Origin of the sequence: Epilithonimonas pallida (assembly GCF_900182975.1) — a bacterium.
Classification (GTDB): Bacteria; Bacteroidota; Bacteroidia; order Flavobacteriales; family Weeksellaceae; genus Epilithonimonas; species Epilithonimonas pallida.
Window position 1 is genome coordinate 104,842 of record NZ_FXUO01000004.1, and the last position, 21,530, is coordinate 126,371.

General features: G+C 34.8%; 22 protein-coding genes. 12 read left to right on the forward strand and 10 right to left on the reverse strand.

The window, feature by feature from the left end:
* The first annotated feature begins 59 nt into the window (after window positions 1-59).
* The 4 genes from QOL71_RS08805 to QOL71_RS08820 all read left to right on the forward strand — a co-directional run bounded on the left by QOL71_RS08805 (window position 60) and on the right by QOL71_RS08820 (window position 4,257).
* Entirely contained in the window at window positions 60-1,310 is a 1,251-nt protein-coding gene (locus QOL71_RS08805; protein ID WP_283416566.1) for a Kelch repeat-containing protein, read from the forward strand.
* Between the two features lie 118 nt (window positions 1,311-1,428).
* The gene (locus QOL71_RS08810; RefSeq protein ID WP_283416567.1) at window positions 1,429-2,400 is read left to right on the forward strand and encodes a polyprenyl synthetase family protein; all 972 of its coding nucleotides are present in this window, start codon (window positions 1,429-1,431) and stop codon (window positions 2,398-2,400) included.
* A 77-nt stretch (window positions 2,401-2,477) separates the two neighbouring features.
* Entirely contained in the window at window positions 2,478-3,428 is a 951-nt protein-coding gene (locus QOL71_RS08815) for a GSCFA domain-containing protein (protein ID WP_283416568.1), read from the forward strand.
* Window positions 3,429-3,492: 64 nt separating this feature from the next.
* Window positions 3,493-4,257, forward strand: a complete 765-nt coding sequence (locus tag QOL71_RS08820) for a TatD family hydrolase (protein ID WP_283416867.1) — start codon at window positions 3,493-3,495, stop codon at window positions 4,255-4,257.
* Between the two features lie 30 nt (window positions 4,258-4,287).
* Here QOL71_RS08820 and QOL71_RS08825 read toward each other — a convergent pair whose 3' ends face one another.
* The 8 genes from QOL71_RS08825 to hpt all read right to left on the reverse strand — a co-directional run bounded on the left by QOL71_RS08825 (window position 4,288) and on the right by hpt (window position 11,215).
* Window positions 4,288-5,538: a DEAD/DEAH box helicase gene (locus tag QOL71_RS08825; protein WP_283416569.1), complete on the reverse strand. Its 1,251-nt coding sequence runs from the start codon at window positions 5,536-5,538 to the stop codon at window positions 4,288-4,290.
* Window positions 5,539-5,622: 84 nt separating this feature from the next.
* On the reverse strand, window positions 5,623-6,108 hold the full coding sequence (locus tag QOL71_RS08830) for a DUF6438 domain-containing protein (RefSeq protein WP_283416570.1): 486 nt from the start codon (window positions 6,106-6,108) through the stop codon (window positions 5,623-5,625).
* Window positions 6,109-6,158: 50 nt separating this feature from the next.
* On the reverse strand, window positions 6,159-8,222 hold the full coding sequence (locus QOL71_RS08835) for a T9SS type B sorting domain-containing protein (protein ID WP_283416571.1): 2,064 nt from the start codon (window positions 8,220-8,222) through the stop codon (window positions 6,159-6,161).
* 97 nt (window positions 8,223-8,319) lie between these two features.
* Window positions 8,320-8,520: a porin family protein gene (locus QOL71_RS08840; protein WP_283416572.1), complete on the reverse strand. Its 201-nt coding sequence runs from the start codon at window positions 8,518-8,520 to the stop codon at window positions 8,320-8,322.
* A gap of 40 nt (window positions 8,521-8,560) precedes the next feature.
* A complete protein-coding gene (locus QOL71_RS08845; RefSeq protein WP_283416573.1) occupies window positions 8,561-8,956 on the reverse strand; it encodes an outer membrane beta-barrel protein in 396 nt (131 codons plus the stop codon).
* An 18-nt stretch (window positions 8,957-8,974) separates the two neighbouring features.
* Window positions 8,975-9,958 carry a GTPase ObgE gene (obgE, locus tag QOL71_RS08850; protein ID WP_283416574.1) on the reverse strand — a complete coding sequence of 328 codons (984 nt, stop codon included), beginning with the start codon at window positions 9,956-9,958 and terminating at the stop codon, window positions 8,975-8,977.
* Window positions 9,959-10,037: 79 nt separating this feature from the next.
* Window positions 10,038-10,616 (reverse strand): adenylate kinase, encoded by a 579-nt coding sequence (locus QOL71_RS08855; RefSeq protein WP_283416575.1) that lies wholly within the window; start codon window positions 10,614-10,616, stop codon window positions 10,038-10,040.
* 44 nt (window positions 10,617-10,660) lie between these two features.
* Window positions 10,661-11,215 carry a hypoxanthine phosphoribosyltransferase gene (gene hpt, locus QOL71_RS08860; protein WP_283416576.1) on the reverse strand — a complete coding sequence of 185 codons (555 nt, stop codon included), beginning with the start codon at window positions 11,213-11,215 and terminating at the stop codon, window positions 10,661-10,663.
* Window positions 11,216-11,343: 128 nt separating this feature from the next.
* Between hpt and QOL71_RS08865 the strand changes: the two genes are divergently transcribed.
* The 5 genes from QOL71_RS08865 (at window position 11,344) to murI (ending at window position 16,783) form a co-directional block, all read left to right on the forward strand.
* A complete protein-coding gene (locus QOL71_RS08865) occupies window positions 11,344-12,393 on the forward strand; it encodes a PASTA domain-containing protein (RefSeq protein WP_283416577.1) in 1,050 nt (349 codons plus the stop codon).
* Between the two features lie 49 nt (window positions 12,394-12,442).
* Window positions 12,443-13,507 carry an RluA family pseudouridine synthase gene (locus QOL71_RS08870; protein ID WP_283416578.1) on the forward strand — a complete coding sequence of 355 codons (1,065 nt, stop codon included), beginning with the start codon at window positions 12,443-12,445 and terminating at the stop codon, window positions 13,505-13,507.
* 19 nt (window positions 13,508-13,526) lie between these two features.
* Entirely contained in the window at window positions 13,527-14,495 is a 969-nt protein-coding gene (locus tag QOL71_RS08875) for a PorP/SprF family type IX secretion system membrane protein (protein WP_283416579.1), read from the forward strand.
* A 97-nt stretch (window positions 14,496-14,592) separates the two neighbouring features.
* A complete protein-coding gene (gene hemW / locus QOL71_RS08880; protein ID WP_283416868.1) occupies window positions 14,593-15,702 on the forward strand; it encodes a radical SAM family heme chaperone HemW in 1,110 nt (369 codons plus the stop codon).
* 250 nt (window positions 15,703-15,952) lie between these two features.
* Window positions 15,953-16,783: a glutamate racemase gene (gene murI, locus QOL71_RS08885; protein ID WP_283416580.1), complete on the forward strand. Its 831-nt coding sequence runs from the start codon at window positions 15,953-15,955 to the stop codon at window positions 16,781-16,783.
* Window positions 16,784-16,927: 144 nt separating this feature from the next.
* Here the strand turns inward: murI and QOL71_RS08890 are convergent, their stop codons facing one another.
* Complete coding sequence (locus tag QOL71_RS08890) at window positions 16,928-17,824, reverse strand: LysR family transcriptional regulator (protein ID WP_283416581.1); 897 nt, start codon at window positions 17,822-17,824, stop codon at window positions 16,928-16,930.
* A 98-nt stretch (window positions 17,825-17,922) separates the two neighbouring features.
* On the opposite strand from QOL71_RS08890, the gene QOL71_RS08895 reads away from it, so the two are divergent.
* From QOL71_RS08895 to QOL71_RS08905, 3 genes are read left to right on the forward strand one after another with little or no spacing between them, the layout of a single operon-like run.
* The gene (locus QOL71_RS08895; protein ID WP_283416582.1) at window positions 17,923-18,543 is read left to right on the forward strand and encodes an NAD(P)H-dependent oxidoreductase; all 621 of its coding nucleotides are present in this window, start codon (window positions 17,923-17,925) and stop codon (window positions 18,541-18,543) included.
* 7 nt (window positions 18,544-18,550) lie between these two features.
* Window positions 18,551-19,438, forward strand: a complete 888-nt coding sequence (locus tag QOL71_RS08900) for an NAD-dependent epimerase/dehydratase family protein (protein ID WP_283416583.1) — start codon at window positions 18,551-18,553, stop codon at window positions 19,436-19,438.
* Between the two features lie 15 nt (window positions 19,439-19,453).
* Window positions 19,454-19,741, forward strand: coding sequence for a putative quinol monooxygenase (locus QOL71_RS08905; RefSeq protein ID WP_283416584.1), 288 nt, complete (start codon window positions 19,454-19,456; stop codon window positions 19,739-19,741).
* A gap of 97 nt (window positions 19,742-19,838) precedes the next feature.
* Here QOL71_RS08905 and abc-f read toward each other — a convergent pair whose 3' ends face one another.
* On the reverse strand, window positions 19,839-21,434 hold the full coding sequence (abc-f, locus tag QOL71_RS08910) for a ribosomal protection-like ABC-F family protein (RefSeq protein WP_283416585.1): 1,596 nt from the start codon (window positions 21,432-21,434) through the stop codon (window positions 19,839-19,841).
* Window positions 21,435-21,530 lie beyond the last annotated feature (96 nt).

Sequence of the window (21,530 nt, forward strand, 5' to 3'; positions counted from 1 at the left end):
AGGTTTTGTACTGCAACTCGGTTTTTTCAATCTTTTTACTAATTAATTTTAATAAAAAAATGAAAAAATTATTACCATTTATTTTATTGTTTGTCTTTTGCGGGGTTTTCTTTGGACAATGGACAATAGGAGCAGATATGCCGGAAGGAATCAGAGCAGGAAATACAATTTCTTACACTGATCCGAATGATAATGCCTATATGTATATTATTGGTGGCAGGAATGATCAGGGAATTATTTCCAACAAAACCTACCGTTACAATATCAAAACCAATGTTTGGGATGCAAAACAAAATGTTCCAACACCGATTTTAGGCGCAGCAAGCGCAAGAATAGGAGACAATATTTTCATCATCGGAGGAATGGTCACAACACCGGGAACTGTTACTAGAAAAGTTTATAAGTATAATATAGAAAATGATTTGTGGAATAATGCGGCAGATTTTCCAAGGTCCTTTACAGATGGTGATGCGGTCCCTTACCAGGACAGTTTAATCTATGTGGTGGGAAGTTATAACTCGGAAAAAACCTTTGTCTATAATATCAACAAAAACAAATGGCGGGAATGTAACGCAGTTCCCTCTCCGGGAGCTTCACTTTCTTATGGTGCAGTTTCTATTTCGGGTAACAAATTGGTTTATGTTGGCGGTTCTAATGGTACTTTCTCTACAACTTATTGGAACAACGTTTGGATTGGAGAGATAGATCAGAATAATCGTTCGGTTATCAATTGGACACAAGGAACTTCTTTTCCCGGCCAGACAAGAACCTTTTTTGAACTTCAGCCTTGGAACAATGGACTGATTCTCATAGGAGGAACAACCGATAATACATTTGATACTTATACCAATGAAAATTATTTTTTTGATGTTGAAAATAATACATGGTCGCAATTAACGAATAAACCCACAGCTTGGAATACGGGAAATGCAGCTTCAGTTTTTCTGGATGGCAATTGGAAATTGATTTGTTCCGGAGGATTTGAGCAGCAATATTTGAAAAAAACGGAGATCTATAATCAGGAAAATTTATCTGTTTCTGATAATTCTGAAACCTGCCAACTGAAAAATATGAAAACGATAAGCGGAAATCGTCCGGGGATTAATTTTTGTCTCTCAGAAAATGGAGAAACATATCTTACAATATGGGATATGCAAGGCAGAAAAATCAAAAAAGAAAAAAAAATCGCGGATAAAAAAGGAATGCATTTCGTTTCATTAGAGAATGAAGGTTTTAAATCCGGGTTATATATTATTAATTTGAAACAAAATCAAAACTCGGTTTCAAGAAAAATTCAGATAAGGAATTGATAATTATTAGTTAAAATATCGAAGTCATCTCTAAACAAAATACTCTGGCAGTTTGTCGGAGTATTTTATTTGAAAAGTATTTAAAAATCGTATTTTTGCCGTAAACAAGTTTTTTTAAATGGAATTTCTAGATCAGTATCAGAAAATTGTAGCGGACGCTATAGAGAAACATACTTTCACCAACAAGCCGGACGAGTTGTATAGTCCAATGAACTACATCATCTCACATGGTGGAAAAAGACTTCGTCCGATTATGGTTCTGATGGCTTGCGATCTGTTTAAGGGTGATCTGGAAAAAGCTTTGAAGCCTTCTTTGGCAATAGAATTCTTCCACAATTTCACATTGATCCATGATGATATTATGGATGAAGCACCATTGAGAAGAAACAAACCAACAATCCACACGCTTCACGGGATCAATGTTGGTATTCTTTCCGGAGACGCCTTGCTAATTAAAGCTTATCAGTTTTTTGAGGATCTGGAACCGGAATTATTCAAAAAATGCATCAAAATATTTTCTGAGACCGGAGCTGTGCTTTGTGAAGGTCAACAATTCGATATCAATTTTGAAAATATGTCGAATGTGACTTACGATGATTATATCCAGATGATTACCTTCAAAACAGGTGTTTTAAGTGCTTCATCATTCCAGATCGGTGCATTGATTGCAGGAGCTTCGGAAGAAGATGCAGAAGCGATGTATAACTTCGGGAAACATATCGGGATTGCGTTCCAGATTATGGATGATTATCTGGATGTATTCGGAAATCAGGAACAATTTGGAAAAAAACATGCAGGTGATATCTACGAAAATAAAAAAACAATTCTTTATCTCTTAGCGCTTGAACACGCCAACGAAGAAGAATTATCTGAACTGAATTACTGGTATTCTAAAAAAACAGATAATGTTGACAAAGTTTACAGTGTAGAGAAAATCTTTCGTAGAACCAAAGTAGATGATAAAGTTCTGAGATTAATTCAGAAACATAACGAGATAGGACAAAGTTACCTTGATAAAATTAATCTTTCTGACGAAAAGAAATTACCATTCCGGGAATTGGCTAATTATCTTTTGAGAAGAGAGAGTTAATATCATAATTTGATAATGCGATGATTTGAAAATTAATCCATCACATTGCCAAATCAACAAATCAATGAATTAGCAAAATGAAATTCAGGACAGAAGTAGAGATTAATGAAAGTGGGAAAAAAATAGGAATCGAGGACTGTATCTTTTCGATTGGTTCTTGCTTTGCAACGGAGATGCAAGAGAAATTTTCTGAAGGTCAGATTCAGACTCTGAATAATCCTTTCGGAACTATTTTCAATCCATATTCGGTTTTTCAGGCGATTCAGCAAGTTTACGATGCCAAAGAATATCAGGAAAATGATTTGATCTTGGCCAATGATAATTACATCAGTCTGGATCATCATTCGTCTTTTGATTCCAGATATGCACATAAATCTCTTGAGAAAATCAATCAGAATATAGAAGAAGCCAATCAGTTTTTACAAAATACGAGTTTTGTAATCATCACTTTTGGAACATCCTACATCTATGAATTTCTTCCAAAAAAGAAATTAGCAGCCAATTGTCACAAGATTCCACAAAAGTTTTTTGAGAAACGATTTTTGACACATCAGGAACTAACTGAATCAATCACTCAAACGATTGACATTCTGAAAGATATCTGCAAGGATGATGTCCAGATTTTATTTACAGTTTCGCCGGTTCGTCATACAAAGGATGGAATTGTTGAAAATCAACTAAGTAAATCAAAATTAATAACAGCTATTCACGAGACGATTCCTGGAAAAGAAAACTGCCATTATCTTCCTGTTTATGAGATATTGATGGATGATCTGCGGGATTACCGTTTTTACAAAGGCGATTTGATTCACCCTAATTCACAGGCAGTGCAATACATTTGGGAAAAATTCGGGAATGCTTATTTTTCAGATGAGACCAAAGTTTTTATTAACGAAAATAATAAGATCATCACAGCCCTGAACCATAAAACTGCGGATGATAAAAATCCAAAATATCTGGAGTTCCTGGATAAAATCAACCTTAAAATCAAGGAACAACAAAATAAAGTAAAACATAAAATATTTTAGTAATTATAAATGATGAATTATAAATTTTTACATTTTGAATCATCATTTATCACTCATCATTAATATGATTGACACTCACACCCATTTATATTCTGATCAATTTGACGAAGACCGTGCAGAAATGATTCAAAGGGCTTTGGATAAAGGTGTTGGAAAATTTTTCCTGCCGGCAATAGATTCGGAAACACATCAGAAAATGTTGCTTCTGGAAACCGAATATCCAGGAACAATTTTTTCAATGATGGGATTGCATCCTTGTTCTGTCCAACCGGAATCATGGGAAAAAGAATTACAACTGGTTCGTAATTACCTGGATCAAAGAGATTTTGTAGCTATTGGAGAAATCGGTATTGATTTATATTGGGACAAGTCGACTCTGGATATTCAGGTCAAGGCTTTTGAACAACAGATCGATTGGGCGATAGAAAAAGATCTTCCAATAGTCATCCACACCAGAGAAAGTTTTGATGAGACTTTTGAAGTATTGGAAAGAAAAAAACATCCGAAACTACGCGGGATTTTCCATTGCTTCTCGGGAAATCTGGAACAAGCGAATCATGCAATTGATCTTAATTTTATACTGGGAATCGGTGGAGTAGTGACCTTCAAGAATGGTAAGATAGATCAATTCCTGAACGAAATTCCGTTAGATAAAATTGTTCTGGAAACCGATTCGCCTTATCTTGCACCAGTGCCTTATCGTGGAAAAAGAAATGAAAGCGCTTACTTAGAATTAGTTGCCGGAAAACTGGTAGATATTTATAAAACTAATTTTACGGAGATTGACAGAGTCACGACAGATAATGCTTTAAAACTATTTAAAATATAAAAAACCGGAAGTTGTTTCCGGTTTTCTTTTTTATTTCTTTCTAAAAAATCCTTTATTTTTAGGCTTTTTAAATCCAATTTCACTTTTCTGCTGTGGTTTGGGCTTTGGTGTAAAAGGTTTGTTATTGCTATCTCTTTTCTGTTCAACCAAATCATCAGTATGAAAAGGGTGATCTTTAACCACCGGGATTTTCTTCCCGATCAGTTTTTCCGTGTTTCTGAGATTAGCTAAATCCAAACCGTCAACAAACGAAAAAGAAGTGCCTTCTGAACCTGCTCTTCCGGTTCTTCCAATCCTGTGAACATAAGTTTCGGAAACGTCAGATAATTCATAATTGACAACATATTTTAGTTCATCGATATCAATTCCTCTTGCAGCAATATCAGTTGCGACTAAAACTCTGGTTTTTTTCTCCTTGAAATTGTTCAGTGCATTTTGTCTTGCATTCTGGGATTTATCTCCATGGATTGCCTGAGCCGAAATTCCTGATTTAACCAACTTTTTTACGATCTTGTCAGCACCATATTTGGTTCTGGAAAAGACTAAAACCTGATCCAGTTTTTCATCTTGTAATAGATGAATCAGCAAGTCATTTTTATTATCTTTTTCTACGAAATAAATACTTTGTTGAATGGTGTCTGCTGTAGAAGAAACCGGTGCAACTTCTGCTTTTACCGGATTTATTAAGATTTCAGAAGCCAATTTTGCGATTTCTTTCGGCATGGTTGCGGAGAAGAAAAGGTTCTGTCTTTTGGCAGGAAGCAGTTTCAGGATTCTTTTTACATCGTGAACAAATCCCATATCCAGCATTCTATCAGCTTCGTCCAAAACAAATATTTCCAGGTGATGAAGCTTGATAATGCCCTGAGAAATAAAATCCAATAATCTTCCTGGCGTAGCGATCAGAATGTCAACACCTTTTTTAAGATCCTGTTCCTGCTGATGCTGCTTTACGCCACCAAAAATCACCAGAGATTTTAGTTTTAGGTTTTTGCTGTATGCTTTGAAGTTTTCATCGATTTGTATGGCTAATTCTCTTGTAGGAGTCAGAATCAGAACTTTGATTTGATTTCTAAATTGTTGCTTGTCGGAAAGATTTTGCAAAATAGGAATCGCAAATGCAGCGGTTTTTCCTGTTCCTGTTTGTGCGCTTCCTAAAAGATCTTTGCCTTGTAAAATAGGTGGAATTGCTTTTTCCTGGATGGGTGTCGGCTGTTCGTAACCTTGGGTTTTAAGTGCGTCTAATATTGGTTTGATTAAACCTAATTGTTCAAAATTCAATTGAAATGTTTTTAATTAAAAGAAAATTCCTTCCATAATCAGAAGGAATTGTATTTTGCAAAGGTAGTTGAAAAATAATTAATATTATTTTATCTTTTCCCATTTCTGTTTTTGTTTTAATTCAGAAATGTAGGTGTAAAGTTTTGTAAGTTTTTCCGGTTTTTCGCCTGCAGATATTGCGATGTCCTTTTTGCCTCCGTCAGAGAAATAAACTCTCAAATGAGTTCTGGAAGCATCCATAATTTGTTTGTCCTCGTATTTGTCTTTTAAAGATTTGATGTTGGCTTCGTCAGTCAAAGCAATCAATTTATCATAATCATCTTTGCTGACAGTTGATTTAAAAGTTCCCTCCCTTGGTTTATCAAGATCTCCACGACCTTCGCCTTGAGAGAAGTTAAAATGTTCTGCTTCCAGAATTGCCGTTCTGTCAGAATCAATTGTGATTTTATAAATCGGACAAAATCCAAAACAAGGACCGACTTCGTATTCTATTTTAGAGTATTTTGTAGTCTGAGAAGTTGTGCAAGACATTAATCCCAAAAAAACTACAAGGCTTAAGATGTATTTCATAATAAAATTATTAGATCGATTGTTAACAAAAAGTATTCCTATTATTAAGGTCAGCGATTTTTTACAACAATCCAACCCGATTTTTTTGCACCGATTTCATTTGTAAATATGTACCAATATGTACCTGTAAAGAAATTTTTATAATCCTGATGGGAAGAATTATTATTGAGGCTTAGTACTTTTCTTCCATATCTGTCAAAAATTTCTAATGTAGAGTTGGCTGCCTTTTTTAAGAATGATAAATCCAGAACATCATTTTTCCCATCACCATTTGGAGTGATAACGTTAGGTAAATCAAGAAATATAAAATCATAGTTAGAAATACAATCTGTATTTTCTGTTCTGACTTGGATTTGATAAAAATGAGTAGATAAGTTATAAAAACTACTACTTGTTTGCCAAGGAAAAGTAATGTTTCCGTCCTCATCTAAAAGCTGATATTCGTATTTTGGGGTACCTCCAACTACAATGATATTGATCGAGTTTTTTCCAGTTTCTTCAATCCGGATATTAGAATTGTTTATAATTTGGTCTTCAGATATGATACTAACATTCTGGTCACAGACAGCATTCGAAAACTTTATAATTTTTAACGTTTGTTTTTTATCTGCTTTAGGAATATTTATTGTATAAATACCTGTATTATCAATTGTTACTGTTTGTTCAGCATCGTTATTAAGAGAATATGTTATCTTGTCATTTGGAGTGCTTCTTATTGTGAAATTGGCATTGTCATTAAAGCAAAGTGGTGAGTTGTTTTCTATAATTGGTTCTGTACAGCTAACACCACATACATTAATGATTGGTGTTGTAACAAAATCAAATGTGTCTTCATAAATACCAATAGAATCAATATCAGGAACACCGTCTCCCATAGATCCCTGAATACGATGCCCAACATATCCATAGCGCGATGTACCTTTTTTTATAGCAGCTGTGCAATGTCCTCCAACCTCAAGTGATGTAATAACATCGTTAGAAGATATGCCGTTAGGTATTTTAAAATAATTTATACCGGAATTGTCATGGCCTATCATACCACCAGAATTGTCTCCTGCAGTATAAACTGTTCCATTTTTATTAATAATTCCCAGGTTTGTAAAAAAATTATCATGTTCATTAGAGGTAATCCATTTGATATCATCTGTTATTTTCCCGTCTGGATATTGCGAAGGTGTCCACGTTTTTACAATTGGGTATGTTCTAAACCCAAATGCACCATTTGTATTATAACCTAAGCAGTATAAAGTATTATTTGTATCGAGCAAATAGTATGTATGATAATTACTATTGCCTTGCGCTGCAACTTGTATCATTTTAATCCCATGAATAGTTGAAGGTAAAATCATTTTTGTTGCAAAATCGTAAATTTCATTACGTCCGTCGGTACTTTTACCAGAAAAGACATTTTCTCCCCACGTCCATAATGTTCCGTCTTTTTTTAGCGCAAAACCCATGTTTTTTTGCCCTCTAGCAACTATTATACCTGATAATGGAGTGGTAGGATTTTCCATGACTGTAGCCCACTCGCGATCATTTCCTGTTTGTCCATTGCCACGCGCAAGCGGCAATTCACTTAGAACATAAACTATACCCGAACAAGTAGTTATTGTAAGAGAGCTGGCAGTGGCGAACATCATTTTAACATCAGCAGGCATTACACCGGTTGGAAGACCATTAGATTTTCCATTAACACTAATTTTTTCAAAGTTATTAGTAGACTTGATACTTATAGGAATAACCATTCCAGGATATCCGGAGACAAATAATCCATCACTAGTGAGTACAATTAATTGTGGAGCGCCACTTGAACCTAGTGCTACTTTCATTACATCTCCTGTTAATCCAGGATAATTAGTTGCATTAATGTATTGTGGAAATAATACTGGATCTACTCCATTCGCATTTGCATATGCTCCCCATATCTTGTAATTATTAAATGCATCTTTAATAACACTTGTATGAAAAGCAGTAATGATATTATCATAGTCTATATTCTCTGGATCATTATTAGAATAAAGACCAGTATTGGGATTACAACCGGAATAACTATTGCATTGTGAATAACAGTAATTAAGAAATAAAGATAAACAATAAAATAAAACTCTCTTCATTTTATATAAATAATTTGGAAATGGTTATTACTAAGTAAAAATGATATTTTTTTTACCTAAAAACAAGACATTTGTTAATTATTTAATAAACTGAATTTTATTTAAAACGGTATCCCAGCCCAATTTGGAAGAAACTTACTCTTGTATCAATTCCTTCTTTGTTGATATTGGAGACTCCAAAATTATATCTGGCGTCAGCAAAAATATTTTTATTAAAATGAAATTCGGTTCCTATAAAAGGAAATACATTAATAGATTTTACATTTTCCAGTTTGTTAGAAGAATTTCCATTGATCATAAAATCGCTTTTAATTTTAGAATCCACATTGAATCCCAAATTAAATCCTCCTAAAAACAGAAAATTGGTCGATTATATAATACTTAGCCGAAATCGGAACTTGAATCTGTGAATATTTATATTTCAATTCCATTGTTCCGCCTTGTATGATTTCATTTCCTATAAAGTCATACAAATCAACAGCCGTTTTACCACCCAGTTCTGTGTAAATAAGTTCTCCCTGCAATGCAAACTTATGAGTTAGAAAATATTCTGCAAAACCTCCAACATAAAAATATGATTTAGAATCGAAGTCAGAAAAGTCTTCCCAGAACGTGTCAGGAGAGGATTTCCATTTTAAAGATGAATTAATATATCCGGCTTTTACACCAAAATGAGTTTGTGCAAATGATAAAGAGGATACTGCCATTAATAATAGCAAGGAGATTTTTTTCATGAGTTATAAGTTTTATTTTTATCCGTGTAATTTTTTCCAGATAGCGTCCTTCAGTTCCTGAAGACCTTCACCTGTAACACCTGAGAAAAATAAGGGTTGTCTGTTTTCCGGAAATTCTGCTGCGATTTCTTTTTTCAGTTCATCATCAAGCAAGTCAGCTTTGGACACAGATAAAATAAAATCCTTATCTACCAATTCAGGATTATATTCTTTCAACTCATTTTCCAAAATCTTGAACTCCTGAAAATGATCCTCGGAATCTGCAGGAATGAGAAATAATAAAATCGAATTTCTCTCTATATGCCTAAGAAACCGGTGGCCAAGACCTTTTCCTTCAGCCGCACCTTCTATAATCCCGGGAATATCAGCCATTACAAAAGATTTGTAATTCCTCCATTCCACGATCCCAAGGTTAGGCGTTAAAGTGGTGAAAGCGTAATCTGCAATTTTTGGTTTTGCAGCAGAAACTGCAGATAACAAAGTCGATTTACCGGCATTCGGAAATCCGACCAGACCAACGTCTGCTAAGATTTTTAATTCAAAAATAACATAACCTTCCTGTCCTTCCATTCCTGGCTGCGCATATCTTGGCGTTTGATTGGTAGACGATTTGAAGTGCTCATTTCCAAGTCCTCCTTTTCCGCCTTCCATCAAAATGATTTCCTGGCCATCTTCTAAGATTTCGCCGATGATTTCACCGTCTTCATTCTTAGCAATGGTTCCTAATGGTACATTGATATAAACATCTGCTCCATAAGCGCCGGTTAATTGATTTTTTCCACCGTTTTCTCCACGCTCTGCTTTTACGTGACGTGTGTAGCGAAGGGATAGAAGTGTCCATTCGTTGGCATTACCTCTCATAATAACATGGCCGCCACGTCCGCCATCACCACCATCGGGACCGCCTTTTGGGATGTATTTTTCTCTGCGGAGATGGGCTGATCCAGCACCACCGTGACCACTTTTACAATGAATTTTTACGTAATCTACGAAATTGGACATAATCTATTAGTTGTCAGTTGCCAGTTGCCAGTTGATAGTGATTGTTTCGAGACCATCAAATGAGAACCATCAACAAGTTCTATTTAATCTTTTCTACTTCAGCAAATAATTTTTCAGAGATCTCGGAGATTTCACCAATCCCGTTAACTTCTACATATTTACCTTGTTTTTTGTATAATTCTGCAACTTCTGCAGTTTTGGTGTAATATTCTTTGATTCTGTTTCGGATAATATCTTCGTTAGAATCATCTGTTCTTCCGCTGGTTTCTCCTCTTTTAAGAAGTCTTTGTACCAGAACTTCATCTTCAACAACCAAAGAAAGACAAATGCTGATCTCAGCTCCCAGCTCGTCCTTCACGATGGTTTCCAAAGCTTCTGTCTGATTTGCCGTTCTGGGAAAACCATCAAAAATAAACCCGTTGGTTTCTGTTGGTTTTCTCAACTCATCAATTAACATATCTATTGTTACCTTGTCTGGAACAAGTTCTCCTTTATCGATATATGATTTTGCTAATTTGCCCAGTTCTGTATTGTTTTTCATATTGTAACGGAAAAGATCTCCTGTAGAAATCTGTTTCAGATTGAATTTTTCAATAAGATGTTGGGCTTGGGTTCCTTTTCCGCTTCCTGGAGGGCCAAAGAGAACAATGTTGATCATAATTTCTTTAATTTATTGATGATTTATTTCTTTTTCTTGAGTGATTAATGATTGATTCTGCCTTCCTCTAACTGATAAAGATCCGGTAGGTTTCTGCCTAGCTCATCATAATCCAATCCGTAACCTAAGACAAATTTGTTGGGGATTTCTTTCGCAACATAATCAATAGTAAAATCTTTCTGGAAAACATCGGGTTTCAGCAGAAGAGATGCCACTTTTAATGATTTTGGACGTTGCGTGCTTTTGAAATATTCAAAAAGGTTTTCTAAAGTATTCCCAGTATCTACAATGTCTTCCATCAAAATGATATGGCGATCCACAACATCTTTCGTAAGATCCATTTTTTTATAAACAATACCGGTGGATTGTGTTCCGGAATAAGAACTTACCTGCAAAAAAGCAATTTCACATTTTCCTGGATAATATTTTAAAAAATCTGAGAAGAACATAATTACACCATTCAAAACGCCTACAAAAATAGGAGTTTCATCTTTGTAATCTTCGTAAACTCTAAGGGCTAATTGTTTTATAATTTCCTGAATCTCATCATGTTTCAGGTAAGGTACGAAACTTTTATCGTGAATTTGTATAGACTCCATATATATTTCAAAGCACAAAAATAAGGTTTTTATAACAATTGATCGATTTTCTTTTTTGCCATGTTCACAAATCAGTAATACAATTTAATTATCTATATTTGCGTTACTATTTCTGAAAAAGAATCATTATGTTCAAATCACTTTTCCATTGGAAAGTATTACTTAATATAGTTTTGGCAATGGCACTTTTTGCCGGTTTGGTCTGGTTAACATTCCGTTGGCTGGAGTATCATACCAGTCATGGTGAAGAAGTTCCCGTACCTAATGTTATGAATATGACCGTCCACGAAGCCATTAAGATTCTTGATGATTCTGGGCTGGAATATGAAGTGGACAGTTTTAAATATGATCCTAAGTTTCGCCCGTTTCAGGTTTTAGCTGTTAATCCGAATCCCGGAGCTAATGTGAAAAACGGAAGAATCATTACACTTAAAGTTAATCCGAGAACCTGGGCAAAAGTGGCAATCCCTGATATTATTGACAGATATAAAGGATTGGCTTTTAATCAGCTGAATCTTGTTGGGTTGAAAGTTGGAGATACACTCTATGAACCGAGTATTCAGCGGGATGCGGTTCTTAGAATTATATATAATGGAACAAGTGTGAAACCGGGAACTCAGATTCCTAGGTTTTCTGCAGTTGATTTAGTAATTGGCTCCGGACCTCTTAGAAATGTTTCTATCCCTAATGTAGTTGGAAGAACAGTTCAGGAGGCGAAAAAAATCATTGCACAGGCTTTATTCGAAGTTGGAATTGTGGAACACGAAGACGGAGGAAAAGATGATTCCGATATTGTTTATTATCAGGATCCTGAATTTGGATCTCTCAGGGATCAGGGGATGCAGATCGATCTTTGGGCAAGTAAGAAGACACCAGCAGAACTGCAGAATAAAATCAAACAGCTGGATGATATGTATCGTCCGAAAATTGATACAACACTGGCTCCGATAGAATATAAAGAAGTGCCAACTATTGAACAGAAACCTGCTGCTTCAAACAATCAGCCTGCAAATACTGCAACGACTGCGGCACCAAAACCTAAGGCAGTTACAAATAATCAACAGACAAAAGCATCGGTCACAACGTCACCTGCTGTCAAACAAAATACAACGGCTTCACAACCATCTACCACAAAACCGGTAGATAAGCCTAAGCCTAAAAAAGTGGTAATAGAATAAAGAAAATTAAGGCTTCAACAATTAGTTGAAGCCTTTTTAAAATTAGAATATGCTGGACGAAAACGAAGATTTTTTAGAAGAAGACTTAACCGATAGTATTTCTGCTGATGAAGAAAGCAGTGGCCTGTTTGAGCATCTTAACATCAAAGTCGATAAAAATCAGGAACCGCTTCGTATTGACAAATTTTTGCTGATTCATCGTCAGAACTCTTCCCGCAATAAGATATCGCAGACTTGCCGGGCTGGTAATGTTGTTGTTAATGGTAACCCTGTAAAACAAAATTACAGAGTTAAACCGGGAGACGAAATCAGTGTTTTATTGGCACATCCGCCAAGAGAAAATGTCATCATTCCACAAGATGTTCCAATTAATATCGTTTATGAAGATGATGACATTGTGGTCGTTGACAAAGATGCCGGAATGGTTGTCCATCCCGGATTTGGAAATTGGGACGGAACCTTGGTAAATGCACTGGCATTCCATTTTTCAAAAGATCCAAGTTATAATTCAGACCTGGATAGAGTAGGATTGGTCCATAGAATTGATAAGGATACTTCCGGATTGTTAGTTATTGCAAAAAATGAATATGCGCTGAGTCATCTTGCAAAACAATTTTTTGACAGGAAAACAAGACGTTTGTATTGGGCATTTGTTTGGGGTAATGTTCAGGATGATGAAGGAACAATAACAGGACATATTGGCAGGCATCCAAAAAACAGAATGCAGATGTACACCTATGTTGATGGGAGTCAGGGCAAACATGCTGTTACGCATTACAAAGTTTTGGAACGTTTTCGTTATATGACCTGGGTAGAATGTAAGTTGGAAACGGGAAGAACTCACCAGATCCGTGCACACATGAAACATATCGGTCATACATTGTTCAATGATGAAAGATATGAAGGCAATATAATAATGAGAGGCGTTAATTTGCCAAAATATAAGCAGTTTGTACAAAATGTGTTCGAGGTTTTGCCAAGACATGCATTACATGCACATACACTTGGCTTTATCCATCCTGTGACAAAAAAAGAAATGTATTTTGAAAGTCCAATGCCAAAGGATATGCAGGATGCGGCAGAACGTTGGAGAAAATATTTAGATAATAACTAGAGTTTTATATATTTGTATTGTGAAGAAAAATTACCGATTCTATAAAATATTATTACTGTTAATTACCAGTTTTTTTGTTGAAACCAAAGCGCAGGAAACTTTACCGTTTTATCAGCAATATCTTGTTGATGGAGACTTTTTGTTCAACCCTGCATTGTTGGGAAAGACTGATGATGTAGTTCTGAATCTGAATTATCAGAAACAGTTTTCACAGTTAAGTGAATCCCCAAATGTACAGTCAATTGGACTGCATGCTAATGTTTTTGACAGAGTCGGAGCAGGTATTTCCTTTTTTAGGGATCAGAATGGACCGATTTCTTCCAATGGACTGATGCTGGGTGCATCTTATTTTATCCCAATTACGGATGAGGAAGATCGTCAGGATCAATTTTCTTTCGGGATCGGTACTAATCTTTATAACATGAATATTGATTATACCCAGCTGAATGCCCAACAGCAGGGCGACCAGGTGCTAGGTGAAAATACCAACGATATTTTTCTGGCGTACGTCAATATTGGAACAGCTGTTAAATACAGACATTTTTTTGCAGGAGTTTCTGTTGTGGACATTCCGATCAGCAATACACTACCAATTGATAACGGAATAGAACCATCACCAACTAAATTTTATTTCAATGCTGGATATGACTGGCATTTCATAGACGGGATGTATTTGACACCGTCTTTGATGATGAATCTTAATACCAATTCTTCAAGAATTTTTGATTATAACTTAATGGCAACCGTTTTTGGAGAAAAGAACAATGTTTCTGCCGGGATTAGTTTTAGAAGCGCAAAAAGCGCTGTTGGAAGTCAGAATCTGGGAATGTCACCAATTATCAAAGGAAGAGTAGGAAATTTCACTTTTGGTGCAGTCTACAACTTTGGTGTTTCGGAACTGACTGAAAATTTCGGAAACAGTTTTATGTTGTCAATAGGATTTAATATCGAAAACTTTATCAATACTAGAGGTTTCCGTTATAGATAGTTTTATTAAATTGTCGATGGTAAATTGTTAATGATTTTCAATTTATAACTAACAATTCATAATTAATCATTTATAATTCAGCTTGATTTACCTCCACATCCCTTTTTGTAAGCAAAAATGCAGCTATTGTAATTTTCATTTTTCAACTTCTTTTAATTTGAAAGGCGAGATGCTGTCGGCTATAAAAAAAGAAATCCAACTCAGACATAATGAGCTCGAAGATAAATCGCTGAAATCCCTTTATTTTGGTGGAGGAACACCTTCTGTCTTGAGTGTTGATGAAATCAAATCTTTGATTGACGAGATTCAAAAGTATTTCAGTTTTGATGAAAATATCGAAATTACTTTAGAATCTAATCCTGATGACTTGAATAAAAACTTTCTCAAAGAATTATCTCAGACAGAAATTAATCGTTTATCAATTGGAACGCAGAGTTTTTTTGATGAGGATTTGAAATTGATGAATCGAGCACACAATGCTTCCGAAGCAGAAAGTTCGATTAAAAGAGCGCAGGATTTTGGATTGGAAAATATCAGCATCGATTTGATCTACGGCTCGCCCACTTCCAATTTCGATATCTGGAAAGAAAACCTTAACAAAACAGTAGAATTACAAGTTCCGCACGTTTCTTCATACGCTTTGACGGTTGAGCCCAAAACGGCTTTGGAAAAATGGATCGAAAATGGAAAAGTAAACTCTCCAGAAGAAGCGGAACAGAATCAGGAATTCTATTATATGAAAGACTTCTTGAAAGATAATGGCTTTGACCATTATGAGATTTCGAATTTTGGAAAACCCGGATTTTACTCCAAACATAATTCGGCGTATTGGAAATCCGAACCGTATTTAGGGATTGGTCCTTCGGCACATTCTTATAACGGCAGTTTGGAAAGAAGCTGGAATATTGCCAATAATCCAGTCTATATCAAAAATCTGAACCAAAATATTCTTCCAAAAGAAACCGAAATCCTTTCCGAGAAAGACCGGTTCAATGAAATGATGATGATCGGACTCAGAACAATCTGGGGTGTAGATTTGAATAAAATCAATCAAAATTTTTCTTCTGAAATCATTGATTATCTCAATCAGGGAATCAAACCAAAATTAGAATCCGGTATTCTGAAAATAAAAGATAATTATCTCAAAATTCCTGAACAGCATTGGTTCCTGGCAGACGGAATTGCAAGTGATTTATTTATTGTTTAAGTTTTTTATTCTAATAAAACTTTGCGTTTGTCATTCCGTAGGAAACCTAATGAAGTGGTTCGACGAAGTCAATCTAAAACCTCTAAGATTCCTACGGAATGACAAAAATTATGATTTTAAATGTTAATTTCCTTATTTTTGTAAAGCTAAATCTTTGCTGAGTTTTACGCCTTTGCGAACTTAAAAACATTGCATTTGTCAAAAAAACTTTGCGGACTTTGCGTTCAAAATAATAGATAAATATCATCTCTTGAAAAAGAAAAAAGCCGACTACACGCATCTTTCAGCCAATCAGCCAATAGGGATCTTTGATTCCGGAGTTGGTGGATTAACGGTGGCGAAAGAAATCAAAAGACTGTTGCCCAATGAAGATTTGATTTATTTTGGTGATACGAAACATCTTCCTTATGGTGAAAAATCCCGTGAAGCTATCGTCGGTTATTCTACAAAGATTACCAATTTTTTGCTTGAGCAAAATTGTAAAGCGATTGTAATTGCTTGTAACACTGCTACAGCAAACGCTTTGCAGGAAGTTCAGGCATTGGTTGCAGATAGAGTTCCTGTGATTGATGTGATTAATCCCGTTGCAGAAAAAGTATCTTATGAAATCCACAATAATGTTGGTGTGATTGCGACTAAAGCAACGGTTAATTCCGGACTTTATAAAAAATCAATCCGCAAGCATAACAAATTTATCAAGGTTGATGAGCTGGCGACTCCGCTTTTAGTTCCTGCAATTGAAGAAGGTTTTAAAAATCATCCGATTACACATTCGATTATTTATAATTACTTGAGTAATAATAAATTAAAAAATATCGAAACATTGATTCTCGGCTGTACGCATTATCCGCTTCTGATTGACGAAATCAAACAATACTATGGCAACCGTGTTCGCGTCATTGATTCTCCTAATATCGTTGCCAATCAGTTGAAAATGATTCTGGACAAGCATCATCTTTTGAACGAAGAAAATCACAATACAACTTATCAATTTTTCTTATCGGATATTACCAAGAATTTCGAAAAAATCTCGAAAAAATTCTTCGGAAAATCTATAGATTTGGAATTGAAAGTTCTGTAATTCTATGAAAATCCTTCGGCTTCGCTTAACATAGGTAATAGTTATGCTGAAAATTACATTGTCAGGCTGAGGTTTTCGAAGCCTTTTGTAAATAAAAATTCATTAAACGAAATTATATCTTTTGTGACTTTTGTGGTTTAATAATTAAAAATTCTCATTCCTGAAAATACTTTTAATTTCATCAATCTCGTTTTGAACCATATTTTTTGTTCGTTCGCCAAAGTGTAAAGTGTTCTCGATTTTATTATGGCCTTCCCAAGTAATCTCGATTCCGCCATTTGCAATCTCTTTTTTGCATAGAAAATCGGGAACGATGGAAAACCCGGAATTCCCACTTAAACAACGGACAATCGAGCAGATATTTGGAACGATATAATTTGGTTTGAAATCAGGGTGCCGGTTAAAATTGGCTTTCCAGAAGTTATTCAGGTGCTCCATATCCGCTGCTGTGCTGTACCAGATTTGTTGTTTCAGCCAGTTTTCCGCTTCTTCGATTTTATTGGTTTTAATTAATTTTTGGAATTCGGAAGTATCGGTTCCTGTTCCATTGATTAAAACAATTTTTTCTTTGGAAAACGCCTCGAAATTCAGATTTTTAAGGTTGGTTTTTCTTGGTGTAATAATCAAATCCAACAATCCGTTATCCAGATCCGAAAACATCTGTTCATATAATCCAAATCGGATAATTACATTAAAATCAAAAGTAGGGATATGCTTTTCCAAAGTAAATTGAAAAGTTTCGAAACACATCCCAACACTTACTGTTGGACGCTCGGTTTTTGTTGTTTTATGGAAAGTCTGTTCGGCAGTTTCTAACTTTAGAAGCGGTTCCAAAGTAAAATTATAAAGAATCTTCGCTTTCTCTGTCGGAATTAATTTTTTAGAAATCCTTTCAAATAAAGAATAGCCAACATAAGCTTCTAATGAGCTGATATGAAGGCTCACGCCGGGTTGAGAAATATACAATTCCTTCGCTGCTTTGGTATAAGACTGAGTTTCATAAACACTTTTAAAGGTTCTAAGCCATTCCAGATTGATCATTTTGTATTATAATTATAATGCAAATATATAATTTATATTATTTTTATAATTCATTTTTCTGTTGGAACTTTGCATTGTTAAATTATCAAGTCAGAAAAATGAAAAAAATATTCATAATTAATGGTGGGCAGAAATTTGCACATTCCGGCGGCAGTTTTAATAATACCATTACAAAATGGACAAAGGAAACACTTTATGAACAGGGTTTTGAAATCAAAATAACTAATATTAATGACGATTTTAATCCGGTCGATGAAGCAGAAAATTTTAAATGGGCAGATGTTGTCATTTATCATTTCCCGGTTTGGTGGTTTCAGGTTCCTAATCGTCTGAAATTTTATATCGATGAAGTTTTCACGGCCGGTCATAACAACGGCATTTATAAAAGCGACGGACGTTCCAGAGTTAACCCAGCCATCAATTACGGAACTGGCGGTTTGATGCACGGAAAACATTATTTCGTAACTACAAGCTGGAATGCACCGGAAACGGCTTTCACTTTGGAAGGCGAATTTTTCAATCAGCATTCTGTTGATGAAGGCGTTTTATTTGGTTTTCACAGGATGAATGCTTTCACCGGGATGAAAAGCTTGGGAAGCTTCCATTTTCACGATATGGAGAAACAAGCGACTCAGGAACGAATCGATAATTATGAAATCGAATATAAAAATTATCTTAAAGCTGTATTTGCAGATAAAGAATCTCAAGTTTTAAATTAACTCTAATATGGCAAAAACGGTTTTTATTACAGGAATTACTGGTTATATTGGTGGCTCTGTTGCAAAATTGCTTTCGGATAAAGGCTACAAAATCATTGGCTTGGTTCGGAACAAAGACTTTATCAGGCCTGTGGAGGATCTTAATTTCAAAGCAGTTTTGGGAGATATTCAAGATGAGGATTTACTGAGAAAAATTTGTATCGAAGCAGATATTATAATTCATACAGCAGATTCCGCTGATGATGCTTTTGCAGCAGATTCTTTTCTGAGAATACTTGATAACTCAGGAAAAACTTTTGTTTTTACTTCCGGCTCGGCAATTTTTGGTAATAAGGAAAAGGGAGAAGCTTGTGATTTTTGTTTTACAGAAGATATCCCGTTAGTTCCGAGATTAGAAATGGTACAAAGAGTTTATATTAATAATGCAGTTTTAAATTCGGCAAAGAACAACGTTAGAAGTATAGTAATAGTGCCAACAATGGTTTACGGGCAAGGCTTAGGATTAAAGAAAGAAAGTATCCAGATTCCAGCTCTTGTAAAGTTTTCTAAATCTAAAAATGCAGGAATATATATTGAAAAAGGAGAAAATATATGGTCCAATGTCCATATTTCGGACTTAGCAGAGCTGTTTTTTCTGGCTATAGAAAATGCAAAAGCTGGTTCTTTATTTTACGTAGAAAACGGCAGCTCCAATATTAAAAATATTGCTAATAAAATTTCTGAAAAATATCATCTGAATCTTGCTGAATCAATTGATATTAATGAAGCTGTAGCATATTTCGGACAAGCGGGAGCACATTTTGGATTTGCCTCCAATAGTTTCTGTAACGCGGATAAAGCTAGGAGAGAACTGAATTGGAAACCCGTATATAAAGATATTCTGGAGTTCATTTAAATAAAAAATAAATAAATGTCAATCTATTTAACAGCTATTTTAAAAGCAAAAAAGGAATCAGTTCAGGATTTGAAATCAATTCTTGATCATATGGTTATAAATACGATAAAAGAAGAGGCCTGTGAAAAATATGATTTGCAGCAAGGTTTGGAAGACGAAACTGTTTTCATATTTCATGAGATTTGGAAAAGCAAAGAAGGTTTGGATGCTCATAATCAACAGTCTTATATCAAAGAGTTTGTAGAAAAAGCACCCAATTTATTAGAAAAATCTGCTGAGATTTATCTTGCGAAATTAGTATAAATAAAACGCCTCGATTAATTGAGGCGTTTTTTATTTTTGTCATTCCGATTATTTTTGTTATTCCGAGGAACGAGATATCTATAGATTCTTCACTTCATTACATTTCGTTCAGAATGACAAGCTTACTAATATTTATATCTTCCAAAAATTGATTATCGTGAGAAACTACAATCAAAGTTCCTTCGTAATCGTTGATTGCTGATGTCAGAATCTCAATATTCTGAATGTCCAGATTATTGGTTGGCTCGTCCAAAATTATCATATCTGGCGAAATATTTTGAATAGAAAGACAGCAAAGTAGAAGTTTCAATTTTTCACCTCCGCTCAGGAATTCACACTTTTTGTCCCAATCATTTTTCCAGAATAGAAATCTTGCTAAAATGGTTTTGACCTCGTGTTCTTCAAGATTTTTTAAATTAAATTGTTGAGCCTGTTCATAAACCGAAAGTTCATTTTTAATCAAAGAATATTCTTGGTCGATGTAAATCGTTTTATTTTCCGATAAATAAATCTCGCCAAAAGTTGGTTTTATTTCCCCCAAAATCAGTTTTATCAAAGTTGTTTTTCCGGAACCATTATCGCCTTTTATCGTAATTCTTTCTCCACTCACAATTTGAAAATCGAGATTGTTTTCCCAAAGATTTTCTTGATGATAATTGAAATTGATTTGGTCGGCTTTGACCAAAATTTTCCCTTTATGAAGATGAGAATTGTCAAAATTAATTTTCATCTTATCAATTCCGGAAAGATTGTCTTTTAAGCTGTGAAGATTTTCTCTGATATTATCAATTTTTTCAGAATGAACAGATTTTAGTTTTGATGTACTGTTTTCCGCTTTGTTGCGAAGCGTATTCATCATAATTCTGGAAACGCCTGATTTTTCCTGTTTTCCTTTTCCTCGGGAATCCAATTTGTTTTGTCTTTCAATCGTTTCGCGTTCTTTTTCTTTGGCTTTTTTCAGTTCCTTTTCTCGGTTTTGAATATTCTGCTCAAGAGCATTTTGTTCGATTTTTTTCTGTTCAGAATAGAAATCAAAGTTACCACCGTAAACCGAAATTCCGTTTTTGTTGAGTTCGCAGGTCTTAGTCAAAAGATTGAGTAAAACTCTGTCGTGACTTACAATCAAAAGGCTTTTTGATGTTGATTTGATAAACTCATAAAGCAGATTTCTACTTGCCGAATCCAGATGATTCGTAGGTTCATCCATTAGAATCAAATCCGGCTGATGAATCATCATTCCAGCTAGAAATAATTTGGTTTTTTGTCCGCCACTCAGATTTTCTAATTTCAGATTCAAATCAAAATCAGGCAGATTCCAATACGTGAAAACTTCTTTTATTCTGTCTTCGATAGTCCAATCGTCATTCAGAATTTCCATATTGTCTTCGGTTACAAAACCGTTTAGAATTTCCTTTAAGGCATTTAGTTTTTTATCAATGTTTAAAGCTTCAGCAATACTCAAATGACTAAACTGACCGAAAATTTGCGGAATATAATACATGTTAGAATCAGATTTAATCATTCCTGATTTTGGTTGTAATTCGCCTGCAATTATTTTGAGCAAAGTCGATTTTCCGGAACCATTATTTCCGATTAAAGCTGTTTTTTCCTGAGAATTAAGTGTAAAGTTGATGTCCGAAAAAAGAACATCTTTATTGAGATGTTGATAAGATATATCTTGTAAAATTAACATAATTTCTTTTTTAAGATGAACAATAGCAGACGAGTTGGTCTGCACAAGATTGCCTGAAAAGAAATTGGATTTTACATTATAATCTTTAGAATTTTA

Excerpts from the sequence above, each read along its gene's own strand:
- QOL71_RS08805 (WP_283416566.1), top strand. The coding sequence starts at position 60 with ATGAAAAAATTATTACCATTTATTTTATTGTTTGTCTTTTGCGGGGTT.
- QOL71_RS08810 (WP_283416567.1), top strand. The coding sequence starts at position 1,429 with ATGGAATTTCTAGATCAGTATCAGAAAATTGTAGCGGACGCTATAGAG.
- QOL71_RS08815 (WP_283416568.1), top strand. The coding sequence starts at position 2,478 with ATGAAATTCAGGACAGAAGTAGAGATTAATGAAAGTGGGAAAAAAATA.
- QOL71_RS08820 (WP_283416867.1), top strand. The coding sequence starts at position 3,493 with ATGATTGACACTCACACCCATTTATATTCTGATCAATTTGACGAAGAC.
- QOL71_RS08830 (WP_283416570.1), bottom strand. The coding sequence starts at position 6,108 with ATGAAATACATCTTAAGCCTTGTAGTTTTTTTGGGATTAATGTCTTGC.
- QOL71_RS08835 (WP_283416571.1), bottom strand. The coding sequence starts at position 8,222 with ATGAAGAGAGTTTTATTTTATTGTTTATCTTTATTTCTTAATTACTGT.
- QOL71_RS08840 (WP_283416572.1), bottom strand. The coding sequence starts at position 8,520 with ATGATCAATGGAAATTCTTCTAACAAACTGGAAAATGTAAAATCTATT.
- QOL71_RS08845 (WP_283416573.1), bottom strand. The coding sequence starts at position 8,956 with ATGAAAAAAATCTCCTTGCTATTATTAATGGCAGTATCCTCTTTATCA.
- obgE (WP_283416574.1), bottom strand. The coding sequence starts at position 9,958 with ATGTCCAATTTCGTAGATTACGTAAAAATTCATTGTAAAAGTGGTCAC.
- QOL71_RS08855 (WP_283416575.1), bottom strand. The coding sequence starts at position 10,616 with ATGATCAACATTGTTCTCTTTGGCCCTCCAGGAAGCGGAAAAGGAACC.
- hpt (WP_283416576.1), bottom strand. The coding sequence starts at position 11,215 with ATGGAGTCTATACAAATTCACGATAAAAGTTTCGTACCTTACCTGAAA.
- QOL71_RS08865 (WP_283416577.1), top strand. The coding sequence starts at position 11,344 with ATGTTCAAATCACTTTTCCATTGGAAAGTATTACTTAATATAGTTTTG.
- QOL71_RS08870 (WP_283416578.1), top strand. The coding sequence starts at position 12,443 with ATGCTGGACGAAAACGAAGATTTTTTAGAAGAAGACTTAACCGATAGT.
- QOL71_RS08890 (WP_283416581.1), bottom strand. The coding sequence starts at position 17,824 with ATGATCAATCTGGAATGGCTTAGAACCTTTAAAAGTGTTTATGAAACT.
- QOL71_RS08895 (WP_283416582.1), top strand. The coding sequence starts at position 17,923 with ATGAAAAAAATATTCATAATTAATGGTGGGCAGAAATTTGCACATTCC.
- QOL71_RS08900 (WP_283416583.1), top strand. The coding sequence starts at position 18,551 with ATGGCAAAAACGGTTTTTATTACAGGAATTACTGGTTATATTGGTGGC.
- QOL71_RS08905 (WP_283416584.1), top strand. The coding sequence starts at position 19,454 with ATGTCAATCTATTTAACAGCTATTTTAAAAGCAAAAAAGGAATCAGTT.
- abc-f (WP_283416585.1), bottom strand. The coding sequence starts at position 21,434 with ATGTTAATTTTACAAGATATATCTTATCAACATCTCAATAAAGATGTT.